The sequence below is a fragment of the Polynucleobacter ibericus genome, from assembly GCF_018687955.1.
GTDB lineage: Bacteria > Pseudomonadota > Gammaproteobacteria > Burkholderiales > Burkholderiaceae > Polynucleobacter > Polynucleobacter ibericus.
In genome coordinates this window covers 1194716-1219756 of record NZ_CP061309.1, presented here as the reverse complement: position 1 = coordinate 1219756, position 25041 = coordinate 1194716, and the positions used below count along the sequence as shown (strand labels likewise).

The 25041-nt window shown below is 45.0% G+C and carries 31 protein-coding genes; 15 read left to right on the top strand and 16 right to left on the bottom strand.

What is annotated here, in order from left to right:
* Positions 1 to 88: 88 nt before the first annotated feature.
* On the top strand, positions 89 to 1570 hold the full coding sequence (locus AOC20_RS06210; protein WP_215362228.1) for a Ppx/GppA phosphatase family protein: 1482 nt from the start codon (positions 89 to 91) through the stop codon (positions 1568 to 1570).
* A 60-nt stretch (positions 1571 to 1630) separates the two neighbouring features.
* On the opposite strand, the gene AOC20_RS06205 is transcribed toward AOC20_RS06210, so the two are convergent.
* From AOC20_RS06205 to AOC20_RS06190, 4 genes are all read right to left on the bottom strand, one after another.
* Complete coding sequence (locus AOC20_RS06205) at positions 1631 to 2395, bottom strand: GNAT family N-acetyltransferase (RefSeq protein ID WP_251373183.1); 765 nt, start codon at positions 2393 to 2395, stop codon at positions 1631 to 1633.
* Between the two features lie 204 nt (positions 2396 to 2599).
* A complete protein-coding gene (locus AOC20_RS06200) occupies positions 2600 to 3004 on the bottom strand; it encodes a diacylglycerol kinase (RefSeq protein ID WP_215359386.1) in 405 nt (134 codons plus the stop codon).
* An 11-nt stretch (positions 3005 to 3015) separates the two neighbouring features.
* Positions 3016 to 4044: a glycosyltransferase family 4 protein gene (locus AOC20_RS06195; RefSeq protein WP_215359383.1), complete on the bottom strand. Its 1029-nt coding sequence runs from the start codon at positions 4042 to 4044 to the stop codon at positions 3016 to 3018.
* A complete protein-coding gene (locus AOC20_RS06190) occupies positions 4041 to 4850 on the bottom strand; it encodes a UDP-2,3-diacylglucosamine diphosphatase (RefSeq protein WP_433915449.1) in 810 nt (269 codons plus the stop codon). Before AOC20_RS06190 ends, AOC20_RS06195 begins: the two co-directional genes overlap by 4 nt.
* Positions 4851 to 4954: 104 nt before the next feature.
* Here AOC20_RS06190 and AOC20_RS06185 point away from each other — a divergent pair, with 104 nt between their 5' ends.
* Both AOC20_RS06185 and ppk2 (AOC20_RS06180) read left to right on the top strand, forming a co-directional pair.
* Complete coding sequence (locus AOC20_RS06185) at positions 4955 to 5749, top strand: lysophospholipid acyltransferase family protein (RefSeq protein ID WP_215359381.1); 795 nt, start codon at positions 4955 to 4957, stop codon at positions 5747 to 5749.
* Between the two features lie 50 nt (positions 5750 to 5799).
* Positions 5800 to 6705, top strand: coding sequence for a polyphosphate kinase 2 (gene ppk2, locus AOC20_RS06180; protein WP_215359379.1), 906 nt, complete (start codon positions 5800 to 5802; stop codon positions 6703 to 6705).
* 4 nt (positions 6706 to 6709) lie between these two features.
* Here the strand turns inward: ppk2 (AOC20_RS06180) and ppk2 (AOC20_RS06175) are convergent, their stop codons facing one another.
* Together ppk2 (AOC20_RS06175) and AOC20_RS06170 are read right to left on the bottom strand one after the other, a co-directional pair.
* Positions 6710 to 7483 carry a polyphosphate kinase 2 gene (ppk2, locus tag AOC20_RS06175; protein WP_215359377.1) on the bottom strand — a complete coding sequence of 258 codons (774 nt, stop codon included), beginning with the start codon at positions 7481 to 7483 and terminating at the stop codon, positions 6710 to 6712.
* Positions 7483 to 7773 (bottom strand): serine/threonine protein kinase, encoded by a 291-nt coding sequence (locus AOC20_RS06170; protein ID WP_215359374.1) that lies wholly within the window; start codon positions 7771 to 7773, stop codon positions 7483 to 7485. The genes ppk2 (AOC20_RS06175) and AOC20_RS06170 overlap by 1 nt, the downstream gene beginning before the upstream one ends.
* 162 nt (positions 7774 to 7935) lie before the next feature.
* On the opposite strand from AOC20_RS06170, the gene AOC20_RS06165 reads away from it, so the two are divergent.
* The 5 genes from AOC20_RS06165 to AOC20_RS06145 all read left to right on the top strand — a co-directional run bounded on the left by AOC20_RS06165 (position 7936) and on the right by AOC20_RS06145 (position 10619).
* Positions 7936 to 8262: an ArsR/SmtB family transcription factor gene (locus AOC20_RS06165; RefSeq protein ID WP_215359372.1), complete on the top strand. Its 327-nt coding sequence runs from the start codon at positions 7936 to 7938 to the stop codon at positions 8260 to 8262.
* Positions 8259 to 8720: an ArsI/CadI family heavy metal resistance metalloenzyme gene (locus AOC20_RS06160; protein ID WP_215359370.1), complete on the top strand. Its 462-nt coding sequence runs from the start codon at positions 8259 to 8261 to the stop codon at positions 8718 to 8720. The genes AOC20_RS06165 and AOC20_RS06160 overlap by 4 nt, the downstream gene beginning before the upstream one ends.
* Before the next feature lie 17 nt (positions 8721 to 8737).
* Entirely contained in the window at positions 8738 to 9217 is a 480-nt protein-coding gene (locus AOC20_RS06155) for an arsenate reductase ArsC (RefSeq protein ID WP_215359367.1), read from the top strand.
* The gene (arsB, locus tag AOC20_RS06150; protein ID WP_215359365.1) at positions 9214 to 10257 is read left to right on the top strand and encodes an ACR3 family arsenite efflux transporter; all 1044 of its coding nucleotides are present in this window, start codon (positions 9214 to 9216) and stop codon (positions 10255 to 10257) included. The genes AOC20_RS06155 and arsB overlap by 4 nt, the downstream gene beginning before the upstream one ends.
* A 98-nt stretch (positions 10258 to 10355) precedes the next feature.
* A complete protein-coding gene (locus AOC20_RS06145; protein WP_215359362.1) occupies positions 10356 to 10619 on the top strand; it encodes a hypothetical protein in 264 nt (87 codons plus the stop codon).
* Between the two features lie 31 nt (positions 10620 to 10650).
* Here AOC20_RS06145 and AOC20_RS06140 read toward each other — a convergent pair whose 3' ends face one another.
* Positions 10651 to 11529, bottom strand: a complete 879-nt coding sequence (locus AOC20_RS06140) for a hypothetical protein (RefSeq protein WP_215359360.1) — start codon at positions 11527 to 11529, stop codon at positions 10651 to 10653.
* 216 nt (positions 11530 to 11745) lie between these two features.
* Between AOC20_RS06140 and AOC20_RS06135 the strand changes: the two genes are divergently transcribed.
* Positions 11746 to 11961: an HP1242/YdcH family protein gene (locus tag AOC20_RS06135; protein WP_215359358.1), complete on the top strand. Its 216-nt coding sequence runs from the start codon at positions 11746 to 11748 to the stop codon at positions 11959 to 11961.
* Positions 11962 to 12012: 51 nt separating this feature from the next.
* Here AOC20_RS06135 and AOC20_RS06130 read toward each other — a convergent pair whose 3' ends face one another.
* Positions 12013 to 12357 (bottom strand): zinc ribbon domain-containing protein YjdM, encoded by a 345-nt coding sequence (locus tag AOC20_RS06130; protein WP_215359356.1) that lies wholly within the window; start codon positions 12355 to 12357, stop codon positions 12013 to 12015.
* Positions 12358 to 12423: 66 nt separating this feature from the next.
* Between AOC20_RS06130 and AOC20_RS06125 the strand changes: the two genes are divergently transcribed.
* The gene (locus AOC20_RS06125) at positions 12424 to 14223 is read left to right on the top strand and encodes an AsmA family protein (protein ID WP_215359354.1); all 1800 of its coding nucleotides are present in this window, start codon (positions 12424 to 12426) and stop codon (positions 14221 to 14223) included.
* Between the two features lie 37 nt (positions 14224 to 14260).
* Here the strand turns inward: AOC20_RS06125 and AOC20_RS06120 are convergent, their stop codons facing one another.
* Genes AOC20_RS06120 through AOC20_RS06110 form a run of 3 tightly spaced genes read right to left on the bottom strand, consistent with a single transcriptional unit; the run spans position 14261 to position 15105 of the window.
* On the bottom strand, positions 14261 to 14608 hold the full coding sequence (locus AOC20_RS06120) for a phage holin family protein (RefSeq protein ID WP_072583858.1): 348 nt from the start codon (positions 14606 to 14608) through the stop codon (positions 14261 to 14263).
* Positions 14609 to 14667: 59 nt separating this feature from the next.
* On the bottom strand, positions 14668 to 14868 hold the full coding sequence (locus tag AOC20_RS06115) for a SlyX family protein (RefSeq protein ID WP_215359352.1): 201 nt from the start codon (positions 14866 to 14868) through the stop codon (positions 14668 to 14670).
* Between the two features lie 15 nt (positions 14869 to 14883).
* A complete protein-coding gene (locus AOC20_RS06110) occupies positions 14884 to 15105 on the bottom strand; it encodes a hypothetical protein (RefSeq protein WP_215359350.1) in 222 nt (73 codons plus the stop codon).
* 33 nt (positions 15106 to 15138) lie between these two features.
* Between AOC20_RS06110 and AOC20_RS06105 the strand changes: the two genes are divergently transcribed.
* Positions 15139 to 16137 carry an LLM class flavin-dependent oxidoreductase gene (locus tag AOC20_RS06105; protein WP_215359348.1) on the top strand — a complete coding sequence of 333 codons (999 nt, stop codon included), beginning with the start codon at positions 15139 to 15141 and terminating at the stop codon, positions 16135 to 16137.
* On the opposite strand, the gene AOC20_RS06100 is transcribed toward AOC20_RS06105, so the two are convergent.
* Positions 16132 to 16548, bottom strand: a complete 417-nt coding sequence (locus tag AOC20_RS06100; protein ID WP_215359346.1) for a putative toxin-antitoxin system toxin component, PIN family — start codon at positions 16546 to 16548, stop codon at positions 16132 to 16134. The two genes, AOC20_RS06105 and AOC20_RS06100, sit on opposite strands and share 6 nt — an antisense overlap.
* A 9-nt stretch (positions 16549 to 16557) precedes the next feature.
* The gene (locus AOC20_RS06095) at positions 16558 to 17103 is read right to left on the bottom strand and encodes a YaeQ family protein (protein ID WP_215359344.1); all 546 of its coding nucleotides are present in this window, start codon (positions 17101 to 17103) and stop codon (positions 16558 to 16560) included.
* 121 nt (positions 17104 to 17224) lie between these two features.
* On the opposite strand from AOC20_RS06095, the gene AOC20_RS06090 reads away from it, so the two are divergent.
* The 3 genes from AOC20_RS06090 to AOC20_RS06080 all read left to right on the top strand — a co-directional run bounded on the left by AOC20_RS06090 (position 17225) and on the right by AOC20_RS06080 (position 21067).
* Complete coding sequence (locus tag AOC20_RS06090; RefSeq protein ID WP_215359342.1) at positions 17225 to 18838, top strand: NAD(P)/FAD-dependent oxidoreductase; 1614 nt, start codon at positions 17225 to 17227, stop codon at positions 18836 to 18838.
* A 17-nt stretch (positions 18839 to 18855) separates the two neighbouring features.
* Complete coding sequence (gene hemN, locus AOC20_RS06085; protein ID WP_215359340.1) at positions 18856 to 20271, top strand: oxygen-independent coproporphyrinogen III oxidase; 1416 nt, start codon at positions 18856 to 18858, stop codon at positions 20269 to 20271.
* A gap of 169 nt (positions 20272 to 20440) precedes the next feature.
* Positions 20441 to 21067 carry an OmpW/AlkL family protein gene (locus AOC20_RS06080; protein ID WP_215359338.1) on the top strand — a complete coding sequence of 209 codons (627 nt, stop codon included), beginning with the start codon at positions 20441 to 20443 and terminating at the stop codon, positions 21065 to 21067.
* A 68-nt stretch (positions 21068 to 21135) separates the two neighbouring features.
* On the opposite strand, the gene AOC20_RS06075 is transcribed toward AOC20_RS06080, so the two are convergent.
* Positions 21136 to 21732 carry a P-loop nucleotide/nucleoside kinase family protein gene (locus tag AOC20_RS06075; RefSeq protein ID WP_215359336.1) on the bottom strand — a complete coding sequence of 199 codons (597 nt, stop codon included), beginning with the start codon at positions 21730 to 21732 and terminating at the stop codon, positions 21136 to 21138.
* Positions 21733 to 21799: 67 nt separating this feature from the next.
* Here AOC20_RS06075 and AOC20_RS06070 point away from each other — a divergent pair, with 67 nt between their 5' ends.
* On the top strand, positions 21800 to 23734 hold the full coding sequence (locus AOC20_RS06070; protein ID WP_215359334.1) for an ATP-binding cassette domain-containing protein: 1935 nt from the start codon (positions 21800 to 21802) through the stop codon (positions 23732 to 23734).
* Positions 23735 to 23749: 15 nt separating this feature from the next.
* Here the strand turns inward: AOC20_RS06070 and AOC20_RS06065 are convergent, their stop codons facing one another.
* Both AOC20_RS06065 and AOC20_RS06060 read right to left on the bottom strand, forming a co-directional pair.
* Positions 23750 to 24052 (bottom strand): chaperone modulator CbpM, encoded by a 303-nt coding sequence (locus AOC20_RS06065; RefSeq protein ID WP_215359332.1) that lies wholly within the window; start codon positions 24050 to 24052, stop codon positions 23750 to 23752.
* Positions 24053 to 24057: 5 nt separating this feature from the next.
* The gene (locus tag AOC20_RS06060; RefSeq protein ID WP_215359330.1) at positions 24058 to 25038 is read right to left on the bottom strand and encodes a DnaJ C-terminal domain-containing protein; all 981 of its coding nucleotides are present in this window, start codon (positions 25036 to 25038) and stop codon (positions 24058 to 24060) included.
* Between the last annotated feature and the right edge of the window lie 3 nt (positions 25039 to 25041).

The following is a 25041-nucleotide window of genomic DNA, read 5'->3' as shown; positions in this document are numbered from 1 at the left end:
GAACATTTTGGCCAGCAATCCGTTAGATCCTTCCGTAAATTCCACAGACCTCGTTGCTGCTGTGGATTTGGGGTCGAATAGTTTTCGGATGCTAGTAGCTCAAGCAGTCAATACACCTTCTGGCACCCAACTACGTCCTATAGATACTCTGCGTGAGACCGTGCGTCTTGCTGCCGGTCTTACTGAAAATAAGCTGCTTGGTAATGATGCGTATCAGCGGGGACTCATCGCGATTAGGCGCTTCGGTGAGCGTATCCGTGGATTTGATCCGCAAAATGTCAGGGCAGTCGCTACGAACACCTTGCGCGTTGCTAAAAATGCCCAGCAATTTGTGAGGGATGCAGAAGAGGCTCTGGGATTTCCGATTGAGGTCATTGCTGGTGTAGAAGAGGCTAGGCTGATCTATATTGGCGCCGCACATGAGGTGCCTGCTGTCCAGGGCAATAGGCTCGTGATTGATATTGGTGGGGGTTCAACCGAGTTCATTATTGGCAAAGGGTATGAGCCTAAGCTGATGGAGAGTCTCTATATTGGTTGCGTCTCGCATAGCCTGCGCTTTTTTCCTAAGGGCAATATTGATGCGCATGCATTTAAAGAGGCTGAACTGGCTGCCCGCCGAGAAATTCAAGTGATCTCGGGTGCTTATTTAAAAAGTGGCTGGAATCAGGTGATTGGTTCGTCAGGTACGGCCAGGGCCTTGGCAGAACTCATTGGTCTCAATAATCTGAATGGGCATAGTGATGGTTTGACTATGGGGCGCGTTAATGAGGGGAGTGGACTCATTACCCGCGAAGGCTTAAAGAATCTCAAAAAACATTTACTAAAGTACGAGCATGTCAATCAAGTCGAATTGATTGGATTAAAAGATGACCGCAGGGCGGTATGGCCAGGTGGCCTTGCGATTATGTTGGCGGCATTCGATGAGTTGGGTATTGAAGCGATGGAAGTGACAGATGCCGCTTTACGTAGTGGTGTCATTTATGACTTACTGGGCCGCTCACAACATCATGACATGCGCTATGTCACTGTAGAGCAATTTATGCAGCGGTATACAGTAGACCGAGATCAGGCTATTAGAGTGGGGCAATTGGCCGCTGATTTCTTGCAGCAATTACCTAAGCCTGAAGTCGAGAGTAGAGCCGACAATGTAGCCTTGCTTCAGTGGGCGGCAAATTTACATGAGATCGGCCTATCGATATCTCATAATGGATACCATAAACATTCTGCCTACATTGCAGGCAATGCTGATATGCCAGGTTTCTCCAAAAATGATCAAGCAAGACTTGCGGCACTACTTATTGGGCACACCGGTAAATTAGGTAAGTTGGCAAATAATGCTGGCTTTCATGATTGGCGCATGCTCTTTTGCTTACGATTGGCCCAAGTACTTTGCCGAGGACGTAACGATACGCAATTTCCGAAGGTCAAGGTGTCTGAGCATGATGGCTCCTATCTAGTTAGCCTGCCTCAGGAGTGGATCGCAGAACATCCCTTGACTGAATTTAGTTTACTTAAGGAAGCAGCTGAATGGGAACGAGTAGGTCGATCGTACCAAGTGAGTTTTAAGTAATATTAAAAAAGCCACCTCAATTTAAGGTGGCTTTTTAATTTGGGACCAACACTTCTCAAGTTATAAACCTAAGAAATGCTTTGCGTAACGCGGATTAATCTCTGAGAGGCGGAGCATCGTCAGTAGGTCTGCAGTGTTGAAGTCTGGATCCCAGGCTGGAGCACTACAAATTTTTGCTCCAAGCTTCAGGTAACCTTTGATCAAGGGTGGGGGTTGCACATCTAAGCCGCCATTGAGCTTGTCTAATGGCAATGGCAAACGTGGGAAGGCGTGGAACTCAGTTGGAGCCATTTGATCATTGCCTAGGGAGTTATAGAGACTCGCAGCAAAGTGGCCGCCATCAGCCATCGGAATACTCGCGCATCCCAACATGATTTCGTAACCATTCTTTTGCATGTACTGAGCTAAGCCACTCCATAACGCCATGATGACTGCACCGGAGCGATAGTCTTGATGGACGCATGATCTACCCAGTTCTACCAATTTTGGTCGGAGATGATCGATGCGGGAAAGATCAAACTCGGAATCAGAATAGAGGCGACCGATTTCTTGTGCTTTATGTGGAGGCAATACACGATAGGTACCAACAACCTTAAGACTGTCTTGATCACGAATCAATAAATGATCGCAATAGGAGTCAAATTCATCCACATCTAGGCCATCTGCATTGCGGGGCAGGTTAGCACCCATTTCCTCAGCAAATACCTTATAGCGGAGTCTTTGCGCTTCTTTGACTTCACCCGGGGTAGTAGCCCAGACGATTTTGAACGCAGGCTTTTTCGGTTTATCTATCTGGACGATAGGAGCAATATCTGCTTCTCTCATCTCGGCTCTTGTCTTGGTGACGAACTTCTTCCCAAAGAGCTTCTTCGCCAATTTCTTAGCAAACTTTTTTGAGAGTTTCTGGAAAGCATTTGGCATGCTTCGCTTGAAAGCTTTTACTTTCTTGGGTGTGAAAATCTCAAATGAGCCGATTGGATTAGGGATATCAGACATAGTTAGCCTTAGTTGATGACAGTATTAAAATTGTTAGACCTGAAAGATCAGTGGAATACATACTGCAGCCCATAACAGCGCTGCGACAAAGAGGGCGAGCATGACAGCGGCGCTGCCAAAATCTTTTGCCCGCTTGGATAGATCGTGGTGATCAAAGGAAATGCGATCAATGGCTGCTTCAACGCTAGAGTTCAAGAGTTCGATGACGAGTACCATCATGAGCGAAGAAATCAGCAGGGACTTTTCAAGCAGATTGATAGGTAATGCAATAGCAATCGGCGTGAGTATGGCAAACAGGGTGAGCTCTTGTCTAAAAGCACTTTCTTCCATAAATGCGTATACAAGGCCACACCAAGAGTTTTTGGCTGCATGCCATGCTCTTGCAAGACCGCGATTGCCCTTATGGGGATTTTGGTCTATGTGATAGGGAGAGTTCATTATTTCTTTGCTTAGGCGAGGGCAGTAACATGCACATCTGTAGTGGGTACTGGCTTGAGGTGGTTGGCAAACTGCTCAGAAGCCGCTCTCCACGAAAACTTCTCGGCATGGGCGCGAGCTACCTCACGAGGAATCTTCAGGGCTTGCATGCATGCTTCACGTAAGTCTTCATTCATGGCGCCTGAATTAGAGGTGCCCAGCACATCAATCGGACCGGTAACTGGATAGGCGGCAACTGGAGTACCGCAGGCCATTGCTTCCAGTAAAACTAAGCCAAAGGTATCTGTTTTACTTGGAAATACAAATACATCTGCGGCCGCATATACTTTTGCTAACTCATGCTGCTGTAGTACTCCCAGATAGTTCACTTCTGGATATTTTTCTTTGATACCAGCCATCGCTGGACCATCTCCTACTACCCACTTTGAACCTGGTAAATCAATCTCTAGAAATGCATTGATATTCTTTTCCACAGCAACACGCCCAACATACAAAAAGATTGGATGTGCAGTGTTTAATGCTTTCGAATCCTGCATCTTGAAAATATCTAAATCCACGCCTCTTGACCAGAGCACCACATTCTTTAGGCCATATTTTTCAAGATCATCTTTAACGACAATTGTTGGCGCCATGACTGCCATAGATGGCCCATGGAACCAGCGAAGAAATGCATAAGTGATTGCGAGTGGAATACCGGTGCGCGCTTTAACGTACTCTGGAAAGCGTGTGTGATAAGCGGTTGAAAATGGTAAACGGTTTTTGACGGCATAAGCACGGGCTGATAAGCCTAGTGGACCTTCAGTAGCAATATGCATCGCGTCTGGAGCGAATTCTTTAATACGGCGAGCTACTTCTTTACCTGGAAATAAAGAGAGGGCAATATCAGGATAGGTTGGGCACGGAATTGATTTAAAGCCGTTAGGTGTGATCATCTCCACTTCATGACCCATGGCAACTAACTCGGCACGAGTCTGTTTTAGTGTGCGAACAACTCCATTAACTTGTGGATCCCATGCATCGGTAATGATCATGATTTTCATAGTGCAGCCTCTTTAATAAGTGATTCGATAGTGGGTTGAGCAGCAATTTGTGGCGTCTCGACTGGCTCGCCCTTGATATGTGTCCAGTGAATGATTTTCAGTTCACCTGTATGAGTTTCAACTAAGGCAGTCAGGCTCTCGACCCAATCGCCGTCATTGCAATAGAGAAGGCCGTCAATCTCACGAATTTCCGCTTTATGAATATGTCCGCAGACCACACCATCACAACCACGTAAACGGGCTTCTCTAGCCATGATGTGTTCAAAATCCGCGATATAACTAACGGCGTTCTTTACTTGATGCTTGAGGTATTGAGAAAGTGACCAATATTGCAGTCCCATTCTGGCGCGAACCATATTGAAATAACGATTGATGTAGAGAATGAATGAATACAAGTTGTCGCCAACATAGGCAAGCCACTTGGCATATTGCATCACGCCATCAAACTGATCGCCATGCGTTACCCACAGCTTTCTACCATCTACGGTTGTATGAATGACTTCCTCAACTACTTTGACATCACCAAAGGAAAGGCCAAAGAATTGACGGGCACTCTCATCATGATTACCTGGGACATAGATGACTTCACTACCTTTACGGGCTTTACGTAGGAGTTTTTGCACCACATCGTTATGAGATTGAGGCCAATAGAAGGACTTTTTCAGTCTCCAGCCATCAATGATGTCACCAACAAGATAGAATTTCTCTGCTTCGTTGTGCTTTAGGAAATCGAGAAGGTAGTTTGCCTGACACCCTGATGTTCCGAGGTGTACGTCTGAAATCCAGATCGCTTTGTAATGCATCATGAAACAGTATTAAGCCAACAGAGTATGAAAGCAGCATGACAGTTACAAGACAGTTTTATGACGATGCAAGTATTTTTTAAACTTCATTTATATTCTTACTCCATATGAGTCAAATTCCCCTTCAAAAACCTCCCCCATCGCAGCATAGAGCTGCGCTATGGTCATGGGTGAGGGTATGGGTTCATGTTGTTGCGGGCTTGCTGACCTTATCTTTTCGGTTCCCATTTGCGAATCAGGAAGCTAAAAATCAGCATATTCAGAATTGGTCCAAAAAGTTACTCAGTATTTTTGGGATTGAGTTAAGGTTGAAAAACCCAGAAATACTGCCTGCTACTCCATATCTACTGGCCTCGAATCATATCTCTTGGATGGATATCCATGCGATTAACGCTTTTAAGCCTGTGCGATTTGTTGCCAAGTCTGATGTAGAGGGTTGGCCCATCTTTGGTTGGATGGCAAAGCAACTGGGAACGGTCTTTATCAAGCGTGATAACTCTCGTCATGGAAAGCAGGTTGCTAACGAGGTAGCTAGAGTTCTTGAAACTCAGTCTGTGTGCATCTTTCCGGAGGGAACCTCCACAATAGGGGAGAGCGTTCTGCCATTTAAGCCTAACTTATTTGAATCTGCAGTGATCGCGGGGGTGCCTGTCTATTCTCTAGCGATTTCCTATAAATCCTCGCTCACAGGCAAAAATAGTGATGTAGTGGCTTTTGTAGGCGAGATGGGGCTATTAGAGTCTATGGCTCAGATTTTGCGTGATCGTCAGCAAGTCGTAGAGCTAGTCTTTCTGGCTCCTTCGGGCGCTGCTCCAGAAGCCCCTAAAGATCGAAAATGGCTGGCTTTACATAGTCAAGAGGCTATTTCAAGCTATTTAAAGGGTGACCAATGCTTTATGTAATAAAAGTGTCATCATTCCTCTTTATAAGTATTGTCAAGGAGCGGAACTAAATGACATCGAAGCATAAAGAAATGGCGGAGTGGTATCGCCGTGCTCAAGAAGAAATTCTGGATAGCATGGACGAAGAGCTTGAAATGGAGCTTGATGATGATCGCTTATCTCCAGATGGTGATAGTGAGTCTTCTGTCCCCCGCAACGTCTACTTTAAAGAGTTGTTTAGATTGCAAGGTGAGCTTGTAAAACTCCAAGATTGGGTAGTCGCCAATAAGGTCAAGGTTGCAGTTTTATTTGAAGGTCGTGATTCTGCTGGTAAGGGTGGGGCAATTAAGCGTATCACCCAACGACTCAATCCCCGCGTTTGCAAAGTTGTCGCTTTACCAGCGCCTAACGAGCGCGAAAAGACCCAGTGGTATTTTCAGCGCTACATCTCACAGCTACCTGCTGGCGGTGAAATCGTTCTCTTTGATCGCAGCTGGTACAACCGTGCAGGCGTTGAGAAGGTAATGGGTTTTTGTACTGATTACGAATACGAAGAATTTTTAAGAACCGTTCCTGATCTTGAGCGCATGATGATTAGCTCAGGGATCATTCTCATTAAGTATTGGTTCTCTATTTCCGATGATGAACAATACAACCGCTTCATGATGCGTATTCATGATCCACTAAAGCAATGGAAGCTCAGTCCAATGGACTTAGAGGCCCGTCGCTTGTGGGAGGCTTATACAAAGGCTAAAGAAACGATGTTGGAGCGTACTCACATCCCAGAAGCGCCATGGTGGGTTGTTGCGGCCAATGACAAGAAAAAAGCACGCTTAAATTGCATTAGCCACCTTTTAAGTCAGATTCCGTATCAAGAAATCGACCATCCAATGATCTCATTACCGGAGCGTGTTCATAATCCAGACTATCTGCGTGGACCGGTTCCTCCGGATATGTATGTTCCGGAAGTGTTCTAGCACTTTATTTTTCTAATTTAGTTAGCTTGCCGTCCCACTGAAAGGCGATTTCTTTATCGGCTTTGAGTAGGTCTTTGGCTTTTCCTGGATAGGTCACTTTAGAGAGTAAATCTCGAATTAAATTCAAATGGGCTAACTTTTTATCGTTAGCTCTCACTATCGTCCAAGGCGCATCCTGAGGACTAGTTTTTTCTAGCATTTCATTACGACATTTACTGTAAGCGTTCCAATATTTTTGCGCTTGCTGATCAATCGGGCTAATTTTCCATTGCTTGAGTGGATCATCTTCTCTGTCCTTAAGACGTTGCGCCTGTTCTTTTTTAGAAATATCTAAATAGTACTTAATCAGAGTAATGCCAGACCTTACCAAGATGGATTCAAAATCATTCACCGTATCCATAAAGGTTTTGTATTGATCTTTTGTACAAAAATTCATGACACGCTCAACCCCGGCGCGGTTGTACCAGCTACGGTTGAAGAGAACGATTTCTCCCTTTTTAGGTAATTGAGATACGTAGCGTTGAAAGTACCATTCTGCCGACTCGGTATCGGATGGCTTCCCTAGAGCGACAACCCGCGTTTCTCGTGGGCTTAAGTTTTGAGTGATCGCTTTAATGCTGCCATCCTTACCTGCGGTATCACGACCCTCCAGAATGACGACTATTTGATCGCCATTGCTGATGAGACTATTTTGCAGTTTAACTAACTGAATCTGGAGCTCACGGAGCTGCGACTCATAGCTCGCCTCCTCCTGTTTTTCCTTAGCTTTCTGACCCATTAGTTAGCTGTACTAGTGTTTGCCGTTTTAGGGGCAGGGGTCTTTTTAGCTGCTGCCTTCTTGGCCGGAGCTTTTTTGGCGGGAGCCTTCTTCACAGCCGCTTTTTTCACCGGTACTTTTTTTGCAGGAGCCTTTTTAGCTGCTGCCTTTTTTGCAGGCGCCTTCTTCGCAGCTACTTTTTTATCCAGTTTGTCTAATGCTTTTGCAAGCTTATCGATGAGCTTCTCTCTATCGGACTCTAATTTATCGAGCTTCTTTAATAACTGCTTCACTAACTTCTTTTGGCTCATGACGGTTCCTGGGTAAATTGATGGATTTGCGCTATTTACAAACCCTTGAGCCAATCCTACGTTTTATTTGCAGCACTTTCAAGCGTTTATGACAGTTATATGCCTCTTAAATGGGGTGGCTTGTCATAATCCTGAAATATATATTTCTATATAATTAGAAATATGAAAAATTCAAATGCCATCAAAGCCTTTCTAGCCTTAGGCCAAGAAACCCGTTTAAACATATTTCGCTTGGTTGTTCAGCGAGGTGATATTGGATTAACGCCTAGCCAAATTATCGAAAAGCTAGGAATTCCGAATGCCACACTGAGTTTTCATCTAAAGGAATTGGTTGGTGCTGAGCTATTAGCGGTAGAGCGCCAAAGTCGTAATCTGATTTACCGTCCAAATGCTAACTTGGTGCAAGAGTTGAGTGGATTCTTGCTAGAAAACTGCTGTGGTGGAAATTCTTGTGAAGCTACTAATAAAAAGAAAGTGATTTGCAAATGAAGAGAATTCATATTCATGTGGGTGTAGCCGATATCCAATCCTCCATTCCTTTTTACGAAAAGATGTTTGGCTGCGTACCATCCGTTGTTAAAAGTGATTACGCTAAATGGCAGCTAGAAGATCCTAAGGTAAATTTTGCTATTTCGGCTCGTGGTGCCTCGGTGGGGATTAATCATTTAGGTATTCAGGTAGAAAGCGACGTTGAGCTCAAGGAGATGAAAGCTCGACTAGATGTAATTGATGGTGCGGTAATAGAGGAGACTGGGACAAGCTGTTGCTATGCAAACTCTGATAAGTATTGGGTAAATGACCCAGCTGGTATTCCTTGGGAAACATTTCACACTCTAAATACAATCCCCGTTTTTAATAATGCCCCAAGCGAGGATGAGGCATGCTGTGTGCCGACACCCTTAGCTACTGTTGCAGTTTCATCTATCGCAAAAAAATCTTGCTGTTAATTAATTAAGGACTAGTAATGAAGCAATACAACATCTTATTTTTATGTACGCATAATTCTGCTCGCTCAATTCTGGGTGAGGCACTGGCATCTACTCATCCCAGTGGTCAGTTTGTCGGTTATTCGGCTGGCTCAACCCCTGGCAGCAGCATTAACCCCATTGCAGGGCAAATGGCTGTCGAGATGGGTATGGACCCTGCAAAGTTGAAGTCTAAGAGTTGGGACGTTTTTGGTCTCCCTGATGCCCCGAAGATGGATTTCATTATTACCGTTTGTGATAACGCAGCTGGTGAGCAGTGCCCATTTTGGCCTGGTACTCCGGCAACTGCACATTGGGGCTTTCCTGATCCATCCAAAGTTGAGGGCACCGATATGGAGAAGAAGGCTGCTTTTGTTGAAGTCATGAACGGACTCAAGAAGCGTATTGATATTCTTGCTGCAATGCCATTGGAAAAATTAGACTCAATGAGCCTAAAAGAAATCCATACCAAGTCATGAGTACCGTTACTAGTAAGCTTTCCTTTTTAGATAGATACCTCACAGTGTGGATATTTTCTGCCATGGCAGTAGGTATTGGCTTTGGATACTTTATTCCTGGAGTAGAGGGGTTCATTAATTCATTTCAATCGGGCACTACGAATATTCCGATCGCCATTGGTTTGATATTGATGATGTATCCACCATTTGCCAAGGTGAAGTATGAAGAGTTGCCCGATGTATTTAGGGATAAGAAAATATTTGGTATCGCTTTTTTGCTCAATTGGATTGTGGCACCTACCTTGATGTTTTTCTTGGCTCTGATCTTTGTTCCGAATCAGCCAGAGTACATGGCCGGGTTGATATTAATTGGAATAGCGCCTTGTATTGCCATGGTGATTGTATGGAATGACATTGCTAAAGGCTCAACTGAGTATGCGGCAGGACTAGTAGCGTTTAATGCTGTCTTCCAGGTGCTGTTCTTTAGTCTATACGCTTACGTTTTCTTGACTGTGTTGCCGCCGTACTTTGGGTTTGAAGGTTCCGTTGTCAATATCACTGTTGGAGAGATTGCTAAAACAGTGGCTATCTATCTTGGAGTTCCTTGCGTAGCTGGGTTCTTGACGCGTTATGTCATGCTGAAGTTTGTGTCAAGGACTTGGTACCAGGATGTCTTTGTGCCTAATATCGGTAAGCTGACTTTGATAGCTTTACTCTTTACCATTGTGGTCATGTTTAGCTTGAAAGGGAAGTTGATTTTGCAGCTGCCGATGGATGTTATTACCATCGCCATCCCATTGCTCATCTTTTTCCTAGTGATGTTCTTGCTGACATTCTTTATTACCATCAAGATGGGTATTGAATACAAGCGCTGCTGTACTTTGTCGTTTACTGCCTCTAGTAATAACTTTGAATTAGCTATCGCTGTAGCGATCGCGGTATTTGGCATTAACTCCGGGGCAGCATTTGCGGCCGTTATTGGTCCTCTGGTAGAGGTTCCGATTATGGTGGGGTTGGTGTCAGTTGCACTGTGGATTCAAGATAGGGTTTTTAAAGCTTGAACAGCCGCAGGCAATATCGTTCGAAGAGATAGGCATATCCTTCAAAATGCTAAGATTGGCATTACAGAAGGGTTGCCCTCTATCGAACTGGAATCAGAATGCAAATTGTAAAAATCGTTGCCGCATTGGGATTAGTGTTTGGCTTGATCGCCTGCTCAACCCCACATAGTGAGTTTGGCGTCTATCAACAATCTGATGGCACCATTGGGGTACATGCGCCTAAGGCTGCAAAAGAATCTGAAGCTCAGGAAGCTGCTTTAGTGGAGTGCAAGAAGCAGGGCAAGAGAACCGTGACAATTCTGGAAAGTAGGAAAACGGTCAATGACCGTTTTCCTTTGACATACATCTACTTGTGTAGATAAGCCCTCATGTGGATTGCTAGTTTTGAACTTGTTAGCTCAGCAACCACTTCTTAATAGACTTATTGACACACATTGCATCTAAAGCAAGGCCAAAGAATTCAGAACCATTGGTTACCATGCTTTCAATCGCTTCTACTTTGCCAGACTTGATCCCGCGCAAATAGGTTGCTGCACGATAGCGCAAGAAATGCTCTGTTACACCTTCTTCATTCTCGGTAGGGCAGATTTCTAGATTGCCATAGCGAGTTTCTGGGTTGATATTGAGAACCGCAAGGCTCAGGGCTCCTACCAGCTTCTCTGGTACTGGAATAGGAACATAGGAGTAGAGGGAGATCATCATTTCCTCTTCATCCACTTCAATGATGTGATCGATGTCCAGCACATCCTTTTCGGTTAACTCAGTCTCGCCAGAATCGCCGCCACCAAAAGTAGATTCAAACTGCAGCATGGCAGTATTGCTTCCTTTAGAGATTTCGATCATGTCAGGATAGCCGAGTAGACCTTTCCACCAATACATCAAGGAGAAGGTGCACGGCTTTACTTCAACCAATCCTTTGTTAGTGGACTTTGCAAAATACAGGCCATAAAACTCATCATCTTGTTCTAGACCGTATTGGTCTACCTTTGTTGCTTTAGATGAAGTTGATTTAACAGCCTTCTTGGCAACTTTCTTCGCTGCTGGCTTTTTAGCTGCAGGTTTCTTTGCCGTTGTTTTCTTAGCCGCTACTTTTTTAGTGGCAGGCTTCTTTGTAGCCACTTTCTTGGCTACTGGTTTTTTCACTACCTTTTGGGCTGTCTTTTTGCTTGCAACTTTTTTAGCGGCAACTTTTTTAACAGCTTTCTTTGCAGGGGCTTTTGTTACCACCTTGGTAGCTACTTTCTTTTTTGCTGGAGACTTCTTTGTAGCCATGGTTTATTACCCTTCTTTTGGTAGTTATGTGCCTAATGCACTAGCTGATATTACTGCAAATTCCTAAGGGAATTCGCCTTTCCTATATGGGGTTTTTCCTGCGGATTACAAGAGTAGGGGGCGAATAAAAAAATGATCTTTGCCATTGTTCTTGGATGGCACAGTTGCTACACTAAAAACAGGCAGTTTTGTACAACCTAAATATCCAGAGGATCTATGTTTCCAGAATATCGTGAACTCATTACTAAGTTGAAAACTTCAGACCGGCACTTTTCTCATTTGTTTGATAAGCACAATAATTTAGATCACAAGATTCAAAGAATGGAGGCGCATAGCGAGCCAAGTACCCCAGAAGAAATTGAGACCTTGAAAAAAGAAAAGCTTTTACTAAAGGATCAGATTTATGCGGTCTTAAAAAAGGCGAGCGCTTAAATCAAGGGGTGATCATTCATTCGGATATGAAAAGCCTAGATTCGTGAAGAACTAGGCTTTTTTCAAAAAGCAGGCCTTGAGCAGCATATTGCCTGCTTCTGTTTTGCAATCGACCTCATGATCTCCAGGCACCAAACGAATCCCTTTAATCTTGGTACCAACTTTAAGGGTGGTAGATGAACCTTTCACCTTGAGATCTTTAACCAAGGTAACAGTGTCACCGTCGGCCAAGAGATTGCCATTGGCATCTTTGACGATTAAACCGGTCTCTACCTCTTCAACAGCACCTGCTATTAGCCATTCGTGGCCACACTGGGCGCAAACGTAATTTTCCCCATCGGGATAGGTCATATCTTCCTGGCAAGCAGGGCACTTCGGCAAGTTATCTGTACTCATTGGCGTATTTTAGTCTAGGGCCCACCAGACTCCACTACTCATCTTTATAAGATTTAGAATGGGCATGTGAATAAAACACTCAAAATTTCGCTAATTGCCTTGATGGCATGCCTTGCTATTGCAGCCTTAGGTGCTTGGTATGCTGCGTCTTTTATTAACCCCGCGCAATTAACTAAGCTCCTGAGCTCATCGGTCAAAGAATCTACTGGGCGGGATTTGAAAATCACCGGACCGGTAAGTCTGAGTCTTTTTCCGTCCATCAGCGTCAAAGCTGAGCAGATTTCTATTGGTAATGCTTCATGGGCAAGCAATCCCAATTTCCTTACTTTCAAGCAGATTGAGCTCGACATCAGCATATGGCCACTTTTAAGCGGTAATGTTGAGATCAATAGAATTGGCGTATCTGGCCTAGAGATGAATTTACAAACCAATAAAGCAGGTGAGGGAAATTGGAATTTGACTCCCCCGGCACTGGCAGCGAGTAGCCCTCCAAATCAGGCTAGTAATTCCAGCTCTACTGGCAGCACCTTTGTGGCATTAAAGACTTTAGATGTTATGGATGCACGCATAAGCTATCAAGATGTTAATCAAGCAGTAAAGGTAATTAATTTGCCCAAAGCATCTATAGGTAATAGTTATGGAAAGGCTACGATCAATATCGATGCGCAGTATGCTAACTACACCCTTAATCTCAAAGGGAAGTCAGGTTCTATTCGCAATACTTACTTTGCTTGGGGCCAGGCTCCAGTAAAAATGGATTTAGACCTCATTCTCACCTTGAATGGAAAGTCGCTCGCGATTACAGGAGAGGTAGACAAGCAGCCTCAAACAATGGCGCAATTTAAAATTAATTTAAATTCCAAATCTTTTGATTTAGCTCCTTTAGCGGGATCGGCTGTAGTTGCTGGCGCTGCCGGAAAAGCCGGTCCCACTACTACACATCAGGCGCAGGGCAAGTATTTTTTCTCCGACGATGCCTTACCCTTTGATATGCTGCCGCTAGCTGACGGCTCTATCAAGATCGATATTGCTGAACTTGGTGTGCCAGATCAAGCGCCATTTACGAATTTTAAAACTACCTTGCAATTTAAGAACGACAGAATTGACGCAAATGATTTGAGTTTCAATGTGGGTAAAGGCAAAGCTCAGGGGCAACTTTCAATATCGGAATTTAGCAGCCCATCACCTAAAATTTCCTTTAGAGGAATGGCCAAGGACTTTAGCTTAGAGCAAATCGTTCCGCTTACAGATTCGCATGCAAGAGTTTCTGGTGCCGCTACGCAGGTTGCTTGGAATGTGAAAGGGAGTGGCATAAGCCCCCATCAATTTGTAAGTCGAGCCTCTGGAGCGATTCAGGTTTCGGTAGGCCAGGGCGCATTAGATGCAAAGTTTATCAACAAGGGCGGGGACTTCGTTATTACAGTGTTTGATGCAGTGAATCCGCTATATAAAAAATCTACCCAGACTACTTTGGAGTGTGCCGTTGCCTATTTACCAATCAAGAATGGCATAGTGAACATCAAGGATTCGGTCGGGTTTGTAACGGATCGTTTGAATATCGTTCTATCGGGCTCGATTAATCTCAACAGTGAGGCGCTAGATATCAATATCAGCCCAACAGAAAAATCTGGCCTAACAACAGGAATTGATCTAGGCGGGCTTGTAAAAGTTGAGGGAACTCTGCAAAACCCACAAGTTGGAGTGAATAAGACTGGGGTAGTTAATAGTGCCGTCTCTATTGGATTAGGCTTTTTAACTGGCGGCCTTAGCATTGCTGCTGAGAATGCTAAATCACTAGCGACCAAAGTACAGCCTTGTAAAACAGCGCTGCATTCTTGGTCTGATATTTATCCTACAGGCAACTAAGGACGGCTAGTAATAGCCATCCCATGGACAATATTTCTTAGAAAACCAAGCCACTCACAAAGAGGCTGAATAAAGAAATAAAGATACTGGCAAAGAAAGCGGTCCAGAAGCTAGAGATCGTAAAGCCGCTGACCACTGCAGAAACTAGCATCAATACCAAGGCATTAATTACTAGCAAGAACAGACCCATTGTTACTACCGTAAGTGGCAGTGTAAAGAGAACCAGCAATGGCTTAACGATGGCATTGGCAAACCCCAAGAGCAGGGCAGCGATCAACAGTGAGCCGCCATCTGCAAAACGTAAGCCGCTAAAGATATAGCTAGCAACCCAAAGGGATAAAGAAGTTAAGCCCCATTGGACTAGAAATAGCGTTAAGTTACTCATGAGTAATTCCTCAGATAGGTTATTTACGGCCTTTGCACTGTGACTATATTAGCAGTTGATTAATAGTGGGGTGGGATTTCATCTTTGAGATTACCACCCCCGCCGCCACTACTGCTAGCCTGCTCTTTGATTGCTTTTAGTTCACGATACAGAAATTCAATTTGCTGCTGCTGTTTGTAAACAGTCTCATTGAGCTTTTCGATGAGGTCTTCAGTAAAGCTCAACTTGATCTCGAGATTAGTAATTCGTTCTTCTGACATTTACGCTTGTCTTTCTTATTCTGAGATGAGCTCAAAGCGCCCATCTTCCATTTCCGTTTTAGGTCGAATCCAAAAATCATGGGACTGCATGGACTCATAAACATATGCTGGCTCCAATGTCGCCTCTACGTTAGCTAAAAAGATGACTTTATAAAAGCCGCCAGTTTTAATGTGCTTAAGTTTGCTACCTGGTTTAAAGAGGCCATCATCAGGATCGGCCATTTTGGGTTTACTCATGTCAACATTGTGCTTTCTCGGTATGATCTAGCGATGGCAAATCCCATCCCATACTCCATTCTAGATATATCTCCTATCCCACAAGGATTTACTGCTGCGGATGCGCTGCGGAACTCTTTGGATGTGGCAAGACATGCTGAAAAATGCGGTTATACCCGTTATTGGGTGGCAGAGCATCACAATATGACCGGTAATGCGAGCTCAGCAACTGCTGTGCTCATCGGCTACATTGCCGCTGGTACTAATCATATTCGAGTGGGTTCTGGCGGCGTGATGTTACCTAACCATGCTCCCCTGGTGATTGCTGAGCAATTTGGCACCTTAGAGTCTTTATATCCTGGTCGTATTGAACTTGGATTGGGAAGGGCGCCCGGTACTGATCAAATGACTGCCAGGGCTTTGCGTCGAGATTTATTGGGTAGTGATGATCGCTTTTCTCAAGATGTCCGTGAGTTACAGCATTACTTTGGCCCCCTGCAAGAAGGGCAGTCGGTGAAGGCGATTCCGGGGTTGAATACCAATGTGCCCATCTGGATCTTGGGATCGAGCTTATATGGCGCTCAGCTGGCAGCGCACTTTGGTTTGCCCTATGCGTTTGCTTCCCACTTTGCGCCAGAGCAATTATTAGAGGCGATGAAAATGTATCGTGATCTGTTTAAGCCGTCTGCTCAGCAGGCTAAGCCGTATTCAGCTTTCGTAATGAATGTCGTGGCTGCTGATACTGATGAAGAGGCTCAACATCTATTCACCACGCTGCAGCAGAACGTCGTCAGAATGTGTAGGAATACGAGAGGGCAGTTACCACCCCCCATCGCTGACATGAATGAATTTTGTGAGCCTCATGAACAGGCAGCAGCAGATCATACCCTTCAGGTCTCCGTTGTTGGATCACGAGAAACTATTCAAAAGGGAATGCGACGTTGGTTGGATCTTACTGGTGCGAATGAACTCATCTTCACTGGTCAAATCTTTGATCATCAGGCGCGCCTCAAATCTTTTGAGATTGCCGCGCAGGCTGCGCAGGGGCTATAACTCTAGCGCTGAGTAGTCCGCAGTGATTACTACTTGTTCTTTTGCTGCCGGATTAGCAAATCGGAGGACTTCATTGTCTTTACTCATCAAGATGCAAGGCTTAGCTGTATAGGCGAGATCTAAGAAAACCTGATCATCAAGATCGTGGCATACCCAGGGGGCCTTGTTTAAGTTTTTATCGTCCTGTATTTGCGCTAGACCATGCCACTGCTGACGTATTTGCTCTTGTAGTGCTTCATCAAGAGAGAACAAAGGGCGTGCAATCACATCTGCGAACTCCTCCAAAGTGCTTTGAGTGGCTAGAGCCGTCACTTCTCCTGCGATAAGTGCTTGCTTTAAATGAAGCGCCCTAAAGTCATTGAAGACAAATAGATCCAATAAGACATTGGTATCAAAAATAACTACTTTCATATTCCAAGTCTATTGATTGTTACGCCAAATCTCAGGGGTAATAGTGACTTGCCCTTTATCTGAAGAAACATATGCTTCACCATCTTGAATATTGACATGGAGAACCATGCTGCGTTCAACTAGCTTATTGAGTTCTTCTGCCTGCTCTGCTGGAATCGAAACTACTTGTAAGTTACGTGCACGCGTCAGTTTATTGGCGATGCCATCCCACCAAATCTTACTGGTGTGGCCACCATAACAATAGACGATGACCTGATCGGCGCGACCACAGGCTTTGAGAATGCGGCGCTCATCTGGTTGGCCAATCTCAATCCATAGTTTGATGGCGTCAGTGAGATCCTTAATCCAAAGATCGGGTTCATCGGTATCACTTAAACCCTTAGTAAATACCAGATCCTCATGGGCTTGCAATGCAAAGGCGATGATCCGAATCATCATGCGTTGCTCAGTTTCTGAGGGGTGCTTAGCAATGGTTAGGGAGTGACTGCCATAGTAATGACGGTCAGAATCTGCGACGTGAAGGTCGGCTTTGTGAATAGTTGCGCGTAGAGCCATGACGCATTATCGCCTTTATGACTGGGCATATAGCATCACCTGGGTCCACAACCAGTATTATTTGCCTTATGGCTCTTGATGAGCCTGAAAAAGCCTCAAATTACTGTGTATCGTAGAACCCATGATCCGTATTACTGAACTGCGCCTGCCAATTGACCATGCTCCTGAAGCTTTGGAGATGGCCATTCTGAAGCGCCTCCATTTGGCAGCCAAGGATTTAGTTCAATTTCAGGTTTTTAAGCGTAGCTACGACGCTCGTAAAAATGTGGCGCTGTCATTTATTTATACAGTGGATTTGTCAGTCAAAAATGAAGAAGCGCTACTGAAGCAATTTTCTGGCGATATACATGTAAGACCATCCCCGGATACGAGCTATCACTTTGTTGCAAAAGCACCTGAATCTATTGCTGACGGAAAGGCACTTCGCCCAGTGATCGTAGGATTTGGGCCCTGCGGAATTTTTGCCGCTCTTGTTTTAGCGCAAATGGGCTTTAAACCCATCGTTCTTGAGCGTGGCAAAAAAGTACGTGAACGTACACAAGATACTTGGGGCTTGTGGCGTAAAAATGTGCTGAATCCAGAATCCAATGTGCAGTTTGGTGAGGGTGGGGCTGGTACATTTTCTGACGGTAAGCTTTGGAGTCAAATTAAAGATCCGAAGTTTTATGGACGCAAAGTTATTCACGAGTTTGTGAAAGCAGGTGCACCAGAAGAAATTACCTATGTAGCCAAACCCCATATCGGAACCTTCCGCTTGGTAGGCGTGGTCGAGAAGATGCGCCAAGAAATTATTGACCTTGGTGGTGAGATTCGTTTTTCGCAAAAAGTCATCGGCTTTGATATCGAGAACGAGCACATCACTGGGGTGAAGATAGAGGGGCAACCTGACCTACCTGCTAGCCATGTCATCCTAGCACTGGGGCATAGTGCGCGCGATACTTTTGAGGTCTTACATCAAGCAGGTGTCTTTATGGAATCCAAGCCATTTTCAGTAGGCTTTCGGATTGAGCATCCGCAGTCATTAATTGATAAAGCACGCCTTGGCCCCCATGCTGGCAATGAGCTGATTGGTGCAGCAGATTACAAACTGGTTCATCATGCTAAAAATGGCCGTTCGGTCTATAGCTTTTGTATGTGTCCAGGCGGAACAGTCGTGGCTGCCACCTCCGAACCCAATCGTGTTGTAACCAATGGCATGAGCCAATACTCTCGTAATGAGCGTAATGCTAATGCTGGCATTGTTGTGGGAATTACTCCAGAGGATTACCCAGGGGGTCCACTGGCTGGCATCGAGTTTCAGCGAGCAATAGAATCCAAGGCATTTGAATTAGGCGGCAGAACGTATGAGGCACCAGGGCAACTGATCGGTGATTTCCTGGAAGGCAAGCCATCGACAGAATTTGGTAGCGTTTTGCCTTCTTACAAACCTGGCGTTCATTTAACCGACTTGGCAGATAGCTTGCCAGCGTATGCCATTGAGGCGATTCGGGAGGCGATTCCTGCCTTTGAAAAGCAAATTAAAGGCTTCTCAATGAAAGACGCCGTACTAACTGGGGTAGAGACACGCACATCCTCTCCATTACGGATTACTCGAGGCAATGATTACCAAAGTCTCAATATCAAAGGTCTATATCCAGCGGGTGAGGGCGCTGGCTATGCTGGTGGAATCTTGTCTGCAGGTGTAGATGGGATTAAAGTGGCTGAAGCAGTAGCGCTCGACTATTTGTCAAAGTAAACCCACACAAGCACTTCATGAGCTCAGCAACCAACCATTTAGCAGCGGAAGAAAAAGAAGTCTTATTTCATCCAGAGTTGTTGAAAAAGTTTGATATCAATGGACCGCGCTATACCTCTTATCCCAGCGCAGATCGTTTTCACAGTAATTTTTCTGAGGCTGACTATTTAGGCGCCCTCAATCGAGTTGCTAAAGCAAACGAGCCTCTCTCCTTATATTTTCATTTGCCATTCTGTCCGAATATTTGTTACTACTGTGGTTGTAACAAGATTATTACCAAGGATCATGGACGTAGCGCTAAGTACATCAAGTACCTTGCTAAGGAAATGACAATGGTTACTCAAGCCATGGGTGCTCAGAAAAGGATTCCAGTTACTCAATTGCATTGGGGTGGTGGTACGCCGACATTTCTGTCGCATGATGAGATGACTGAGTTAATGCATCACACCCGAGAGCATTTTGAGTTGTTACCTGGCGGTGAATATTCAATCGAGATTGATCCGCGCCGTGTGACTGAGCAAGATATTGCGCTCTTAGCGGATTTAGGCTTTAACCGCATCAGTTTGGGTGTACAGGACTTCAACTTGGCTGTACAGGAAGCCGTACACCGTGTGCAAACAATTGAGGAAACTCAAGCAGTCATGGACTGGTCTAGAAAATATGGATTTAAATCGAGAAGTGTCGATTTGATCTATGGTCTACCAAAGCAAACGCCAGAAACTTTTAAAGAAACTGTAGACGCAGTATTGGCTATGAATCCAGATCGCTTATCGGTCTATAACTATGCACATCTACCCCATATTTTTAAGCCACAACGCCGCATTGCTGAAGCTGACTTACCAGCTGCTGCTGATAAGCTGGATATTCTCTCGAATACGATTGCCCGTTTAGCTGACGCTGGTTATGTCTTTATTGGCATGGATCATTTTTCTAAGCCGGATGATGAGCTGGCGATTGCCCAAAAAGAAGGAAAGCTCCATCGCAACTTTCAGGGCTACTCCACACAGGCAGAATGTGATCTTTTAGCGTTTGGAATTTCATCGATTGGCAAAGTAGATGACTGTTACTCACAAAATGTTCGTACTCTAGACGAGTACTACGAGGCATTGGATAGCAATCACCTGCCAGTGCTCAGAGGGTTGCAGCTTGATAAAGATGATCTTCTGCGCCGCGAACTCATCGGTGAGTTGATGTGCCAGTTTTCTTTGGATACCAAGGTTTTCGCAGCATCACATCAAATTGATTTCCCGACCTACTTTAAAGTCGAGATAGAAGAGCTTAAGAATCTTGAGGATGCTGGGCTGATGGATTGGGAAGGTGAAAGTATTTTGGTTCCCACTAAAGGCCGTCTCTTAGCAAGACGTGTGGCGATGACCTTTGATCGACATCTTAGAGAATCTCAAGCAAAAGGATCCTACTCCAAGGTTCTTTAGAGTTAAAACAGTGGCGATTTGATCTAGATCAAATAAGCACAAAAACTCTGTTGCTTTTTAGCCAATAAAAATTTCTCAGATGCTTGTCTTTTGATTTGCATCAAATTGCCCAGTCTGTATCAATTCGAAAATGATTGCATCGATATTGATAACAAAAAGGGAAACCATCATGCGAATTAAGTCACTCGTAGCAGCAATGGCTGCAGTAGCATCCTTAGCCCCAATCGCGGCTCAGGCTCAAGCAGAAGAAAATCCGTGGATGGTGCGTGTACGTGCAGTGGATTTGCTTTGGCAGAATGGTCAGTCAGGAATTGCTCAGGCAGCCAATATTAAGGCAAAAAATCAGTGGATACCTGAATTAGATGTTTCCTATTTCTTTACAAAAAATATTGCGGCCGAGTTGGTTTTAACTTGGCCACAGCAAGTCAATATCACAGCCAATGGTACTGATGCGGGCAAAATTAGCGCGCTTCCTCCATCACTCTTAGCGCAATATCATTTCACTGATTTAGGGGCTTTTAAGCCTTACGTTGGTGCTGGTATTAATTACACTATTTTTGGCAATCGTCAAAACTTCTATGGTCCTGGTGCTGGCTTACAAGTTGAGCCATCAAGCGTAGGATTTGTAGGTCAAGTTGGCATGGACTACATGTTGGATAAGAACTGGGGCTTAAACGTTGATGTCAAGTACGCAACGATGGCTACGAATGTGCAGGCAGTTTCTGGCGGTGCAAACCTTGGCAAGTTGACATTGAATCCATGGATGCCTGCTGTAGGTGTAACTTATAAGTTCTAAGAATTCAGTTCTTAGGTCTTGAGGTAGGGCTCCTGAGGAGCCCTATTTTTTTGTTTTCGCTAATCCCGCTATTTCACTAAGTCGCTTATGAGCTTTTTGAAGGCAGATTCATTAAAGGAGAGGTTATTAAAGCGATGTAATGCAGGATGACTTGGGGGTTCGGTTCTGCGCTGAGCGTATTGACCCCAATGAGCTAGTTTCCACTCATCCCTAGGATCGGCGCGCTTGATCATTCTCTGCTTAGCTTCTATCTCCTCTAGATCAATCCAGGCAATCTGAATAGAAGTCTGTAGCGGCACACCTAATTCTTGGGCGTTAAACATTTTTCCACTTTGCAGTTCTTTTGAGAATGGACCGACTAGGATGACATTAACTCCCAGGAGTAAGTTTTCTCTAGCTACATCAATTAAGCCCTGGTATTCCCAATCGCGTAGGTTTTCTAGGTAAAAGGGGCTATCACGGTCATTTGGGTTCTGGGTAGTGAGCTGCATGACATGAGAGCTAAAGGCACCATAAACGGTATCTTTGTCTAAAAAGAAAAAATCTTCACCAGTTTTTTCAATAATTAAAGGTAGCGCTTTTTTAGCTAGAGTCGATTTTCCAGTGCCAGCATGTCCTGCAAACAGGATAAGGCGGGGTGCGGAGGGGGTAAGCTTGCAAACCATATGGCATTAGTCTCGCAGAAATCACCAGAAATATCTCCTGTTTTGAGGAAGTGACGATAATGTCGCCATGGCTTTAATCGTACTTACTGATGCAAAACTGGCTTTTGGCCACGTTGACCTCCTCGCAAACACTGCTTTTTCACTCGAATCGGGTGAGCGTGTTGGCTTAATTGGCCGTAATGGCACCGGCAAATCTTCCTTGTTGAAGATTTTGGCTGGTATAGAAAAAATGGATGATGGCCTGCTGCAGTATCAGCAAGGCTTACGCATAGCCTATGTTCCTCAGGAGCCTGTATTCGAGGCGGAAGAAACTGTTTTCGAAGCGGTCTCTAAAGGGGTGGCACAAGCAAAAGCGCTCCGTGAGGAATATGAAGCTCTTAGCGTAGGCGAATGGGATGATGCCTCTCATCATCGTTTGGACGAAGTGCAGTCTCAGTTGGAGGCTCTGAGCGGCTGGAATTGGGAGCAGCGCGTTCATGAAACTTTAGATCGATTACATCTAGAGGCTGATCTCAAGATTAATACACTCTCTGGTGGTACAAAAAAGCGAGTTGCATTAGCGCGTGCTTTAGTCGAGATGCCGGATGTACTATTACTAGATGAGCCAACCAACCATTTGGATTTAGATTCGATTGCCTGGTTAGAAGAATTACTAAAGGAGTATCAAGGTTCTGTCATTCTGATCACCCATGACCGCGCATTCTTAGATAACGTCTGCACACAAATTGTGGAATTAGACCGCGGCATTCTGCGTAGCTATCCTGGAAACTTTACTCAGTACGAAGTTTTAAAAGAGCAAGAATTGAACTCTGAGTCATTAGCTAATGCTCGTGCAGATAAATTATTAGCGCAAGAGGAAGTGTGGATTCGCAAAGGGGTTGAGGCCCGCCGTACCCGCAGTGTTGCCAGAATTGCTCGCTTAGAAAAGTTACGGAGTAGCCGTGCTGAGCGCAGAGATGCGATGGGACAGGTGAAGCTGGCAGTTTCTGCTGGTGATCGTAGTGGCAAGATTGTGGCTGACCTACAAAATGTCAGCAAGACTTACGATCGCCCGATTGTGAAAGATTTCACGGCGACGATTTTACGTTGTGATAAGGTGGGCCTTCTAGGACCTAATGGCGCTGGTAAGACAACCTTGCTGAAATTAATCCTAGGGACTATCGCACCAGACTCTGGTACTGCAACCATGGGTACACGAATTGAAGTGGCGTACTTTGATCAAATGCGCGAAGGTTTGGATCTCAATGCCTCCTTAGAGGATTACATTAGTCCAGGAAGTGAATGGATTGAAATCAATGGCAATAAAAAGCACGTCAAGAGTTACCTGAGTGATTTCTTATTCGCGCCCGAGAGAACCAATTCTCCGGTAAGTACTTTGTCAGGTGGTGAGCGCAATCGTTTGTTATTAGCCCGCCTATTTGCTCGTCCTGCAAACGTCTTAGTCCTCGATGAACCAACTAATGACTTAGATATTGATACCTTAGATTTGCTGGAGCAGCTCTTGCAAGACTACAAAGGTACCGTCTTCTTGGTTAGTCATGACCGTTACTTCTTGGATAACGTCGTTACAAGCATCATTGCCAATGAGGGCGATGGTTTTTGGCGCGAGTATGAGGGTGGTTACGAGGATTGGAAAATTCAGAAGGCACGCTCAGACAAAATTCGAGCCGCGAATGCAAAATCTGGGGATAAGGCAGAGGCTAAGCCAGAAGTTAAAGCAGCGGTAAAGGCTGAAACTAAGGTGGAAGCAAAGGCAGAGGCTAAGAGTGGCGTTCAAAAGCTCAATGGTAAGGAGCGTCAAGAGCTAGAAGCTTTGCCATTACAAATCGAGGTATTGGAAACAGAGCAGGCCGATATTGGTATTGCGATGAGTAATCCGGATCTCTATAAAAATGAGCCAGAGCTAGCTGCCAGTATGCAAGCGCGACTGAGTGAAATTACTGCCGACCTAGATTTAAAACTGCAACGTTGGGAATTACTCCTGAGTCGCTCAGAATCTTAATTCGTTGTAGCTCAATTACTTTAAGCGAGCGCGTAGTTGAGAAATTTCATCTAGCAGGTCTAGAGCCAAAGCAACACCTGGCACATTTAACTCTAAGTCATGTGTGAGATGGGCAGCAGTTTTCGCTCTTTTCAAAGAGTCGCCACTGAAGCGCCAATCTTCAGGAGATGATCCTGCAGGACTCAGCACTCCCTCTGAAACCCAGGTCATGATGAGATCTTCTGGTGTGCGTGAGGCATGTGAGAGCTCCACAATTGTCATGTTAACTTCAGTCTCCACAACCGTGCCTTCAATCCAAGTGATATTAGTCTGTGTCATGTCGATCATCCCTTCAAGTGAGTTCTAGGATTGAAATCAAAAGCTTTTTCAAAGGCTTGATAAGCTTCTTTATGAGAATCTGTGTCAGCTGGTGGTAAAGCAATTGAAGGCACTACATAAAGATCCCCCGGCTCTGCGCTCGGTATACCTTTACCCTTAAGTCGCATTTTGCGACCAGCTACTGTTCCTGCTGGAATCTTGAGTTCAAGTGTGCTGCCTGCTGGAGTGGGCACATTAACTGTTGTTCCCAGGGCAGCCTCCCAGGGCGCCAAGGGAATATCAACAAAGACATCTTTTCCTTCAACGCGGTAAATCGGGTTAGGGTGAAAATCAATCTCGAGGTACAGATCACCGGCGGGGCCTTCAACAACGCCAGGCCCACCTTGGCCAGAGAGTCGGAGGTTTTGTCCGGCTTTAATTCCTTTGGGGATGCTGACATCGAGCTTGCGCTCTTGAGTGCTGACATGGCCATTGGTATCTTGTACGGGCATATGCAATGCAATCGTTCGCTTGGCTCCGTTGTATGCATCAGCAAGATCAATCAAAATTTTGGCGTGGTGATCTTGGCCTTTGAAGTTCATGCCCTGACGAGTATTGCCACTACGTCCACCTTGACGATGTTTACCTCTACCGAAAAGAGATTCAAAGAATTCACTTTGATCGCCTTCAAAGCCTCCGCCATAACCTGGGTGACTACCACCAAATCCGGCATCAGAATATTCAAAGCCTTCATTCCAATTTGGGGGAGGGGTAAAGTCTTGACCGTTCTTCCAGTTTTCGCCAAAGCGATCGTAAGCGGCTCGTTTTTCAGTATCTTTTAAAACGGCATATGCTTCACCGATTTGTTTGAACTGTTCTTCAGCGCCAGCCTCTTTATTGACATCTGGATGATATTTGCGAGCCAGTTTGCGATAGGCTGCTTTAATTTCAGCTTCAGTAGCGCCGCGAGCAACGCCGAGTGTTTCGTAGTAATCCCTAAATTTCATAAG

Excerpts from the sequence above, each read along its gene's own strand:
- ppk2 (WP_215359379.1), top strand. The coding sequence starts at position 5,800 with ATGACATCGAAGCATAAAGAAATGGCGGAGTGGTATCGCCGTGCTCAA.
- AOC20_RS06210 (WP_215362228.1), top strand. The coding sequence starts at position 89 with ATGCTAGTAGCTCAAGCAGTCAATACACCTTCTGGCACCCAACTACGT.
- AOC20_RS06070 (WP_215359334.1), top strand. The coding sequence starts at position 21,800 with ATGGCTTTAATCGTACTTACTGATGCAAAACTGGCTTTTGGCCACGTT.
- AOC20_RS06060 (WP_215359330.1), bottom strand. The coding sequence starts at position 25,038 with ATGAAATTTAGGGATTACTACGAAACACTCGGCGTTGCTCGCGGCGCT.
- AOC20_RS06155 (WP_215359367.1), top strand. The coding sequence starts at position 8,738 with ATGAAGCAATACAACATCTTATTTTTATGTACGCATAATTCTGCTCGC.
- ppk2 (WP_215359377.1), bottom strand. The coding sequence starts at position 7,483 with ATGGGTCAGAAAGCTAAGGAAAAACAGGAGGAGGCGAGCTATGAGTCG.
- AOC20_RS06130 (WP_215359356.1), bottom strand. The coding sequence starts at position 12,357 with ATGAGTACAGATAACTTGCCGAAGTGCCCTGCTTGCCAGGAAGATATG.
- AOC20_RS06185 (WP_215359381.1), top strand. The coding sequence starts at position 4,955 with ATGAGTCAAATTCCCCTTCAAAAACCTCCCCCATCGCAGCATAGAGCT.
- AOC20_RS06140 (WP_215359360.1), bottom strand. The coding sequence starts at position 11,529 with ATGGCTACAAAGAAGTCTCCAGCAAAAAAGAAAGTAGCTACCAAGGTG.
- AOC20_RS06095 (WP_215359344.1), bottom strand. The coding sequence starts at position 17,103 with ATGGCTCTACGCGCAACTATTCACAAAGCCGACCTTCACGTCGCAGAT.
- AOC20_RS06110 (WP_215359350.1), bottom strand. The coding sequence starts at position 15,105 with ATGAGTAAACCCAAAATGGCCGATCCTGATGATGGCCTCTTTAAACCA.
- AOC20_RS06065 (WP_215359332.1), bottom strand. The coding sequence starts at position 24,052 with ATGACACAGACTAATATCACTTGGATTGAAGGCACGGTTGTGGAGACT.
- AOC20_RS06090 (WP_215359342.1), top strand. The coding sequence starts at position 17,225 with ATGATCCGTATTACTGAACTGCGCCTGCCAATTGACCATGCTCCTGAA.
- AOC20_RS06160 (WP_215359370.1), top strand. The coding sequence starts at position 8,259 with ATGAAGAGAATTCATATTCATGTGGGTGTAGCCGATATCCAATCCTCC.
- AOC20_RS06170 (WP_215359374.1), bottom strand. The coding sequence starts at position 7,773 with ATGAGCCAAAAGAAGTTAGTGAAGCAGTTATTAAAGAAGCTCGATAAA.
- hemN (WP_215359340.1), top strand. The coding sequence starts at position 18,856 with ATGAGCTCAGCAACCAACCATTTAGCAGCGGAAGAAAAAGAAGTCTTA.
- AOC20_RS06145 (WP_215359362.1), top strand. The coding sequence starts at position 10,356 with ATGCAAATTGTAAAAATCGTTGCCGCATTGGGATTAGTGTTTGGCTTG.
- AOC20_RS06205 (WP_251373183.1), bottom strand. The coding sequence starts at position 2,395 with ATGAGAGAAGCAGATATTGCTCCTATCGTCCAGATAGATAAACCGAAA.
- AOC20_RS06075 (WP_215359336.1), bottom strand. The coding sequence starts at position 21,732 with ATGGTTTGCAAGCTTACCCCCTCCGCACCCCGCCTTATCCTGTTTGCA.
- AOC20_RS06115 (WP_215359352.1), bottom strand. The coding sequence starts at position 14,868 with ATGTCAGAAGAACGAATTACTAATCTCGAGATCAAGTTGAGCTTTACT.
- AOC20_RS06165 (WP_215359372.1), top strand. The coding sequence starts at position 7,936 with ATGAAAAATTCAAATGCCATCAAAGCCTTTCTAGCCTTAGGCCAAGAA.
- arsB (WP_215359365.1), top strand. The coding sequence starts at position 9,214 with ATGAGTACCGTTACTAGTAAGCTTTCCTTTTTAGATAGATACCTCACA.
- AOC20_RS06190 (WP_433915449.1), bottom strand. The coding sequence starts at position 4,850 with ATGATGCATTACAAAGCGATCTGGATTTCAGACGTACACCTCGGAACA.
- AOC20_RS06100 (WP_215359346.1), bottom strand. The coding sequence starts at position 16,548 with ATGAAAGTAGTTATTTTTGATACCAATGTCTTATTGGATCTATTTGTC.
- AOC20_RS06135 (WP_215359358.1), top strand. The coding sequence starts at position 11,746 with ATGTTTCCAGAATATCGTGAACTCATTACTAAGTTGAAAACTTCAGAC.
- AOC20_RS06200 (WP_215359386.1), bottom strand. The coding sequence starts at position 3,004 with ATGAACTCTCCCTATCACATAGACCAAAATCCCCATAAGGGCAATCGC.
- AOC20_RS06080 (WP_215359338.1), top strand. The coding sequence starts at position 20,441 with ATGCGAATTAAGTCACTCGTAGCAGCAATGGCTGCAGTAGCATCCTTA.
- AOC20_RS06195 (WP_215359383.1), bottom strand. The coding sequence starts at position 4,044 with ATGAAAATCATGATCATTACCGATGCATGGGATCCACAAGTTAATGGA.
- AOC20_RS06120 (WP_072583858.1), bottom strand. The coding sequence starts at position 14,608 with ATGAGTAACTTAACGCTATTTCTAGTCCAATGGGGCTTAACTTCTTTA.
- AOC20_RS06105 (WP_215359348.1), top strand. The coding sequence starts at position 15,139 with ATGGCAAATCCCATCCCATACTCCATTCTAGATATATCTCCTATCCCA.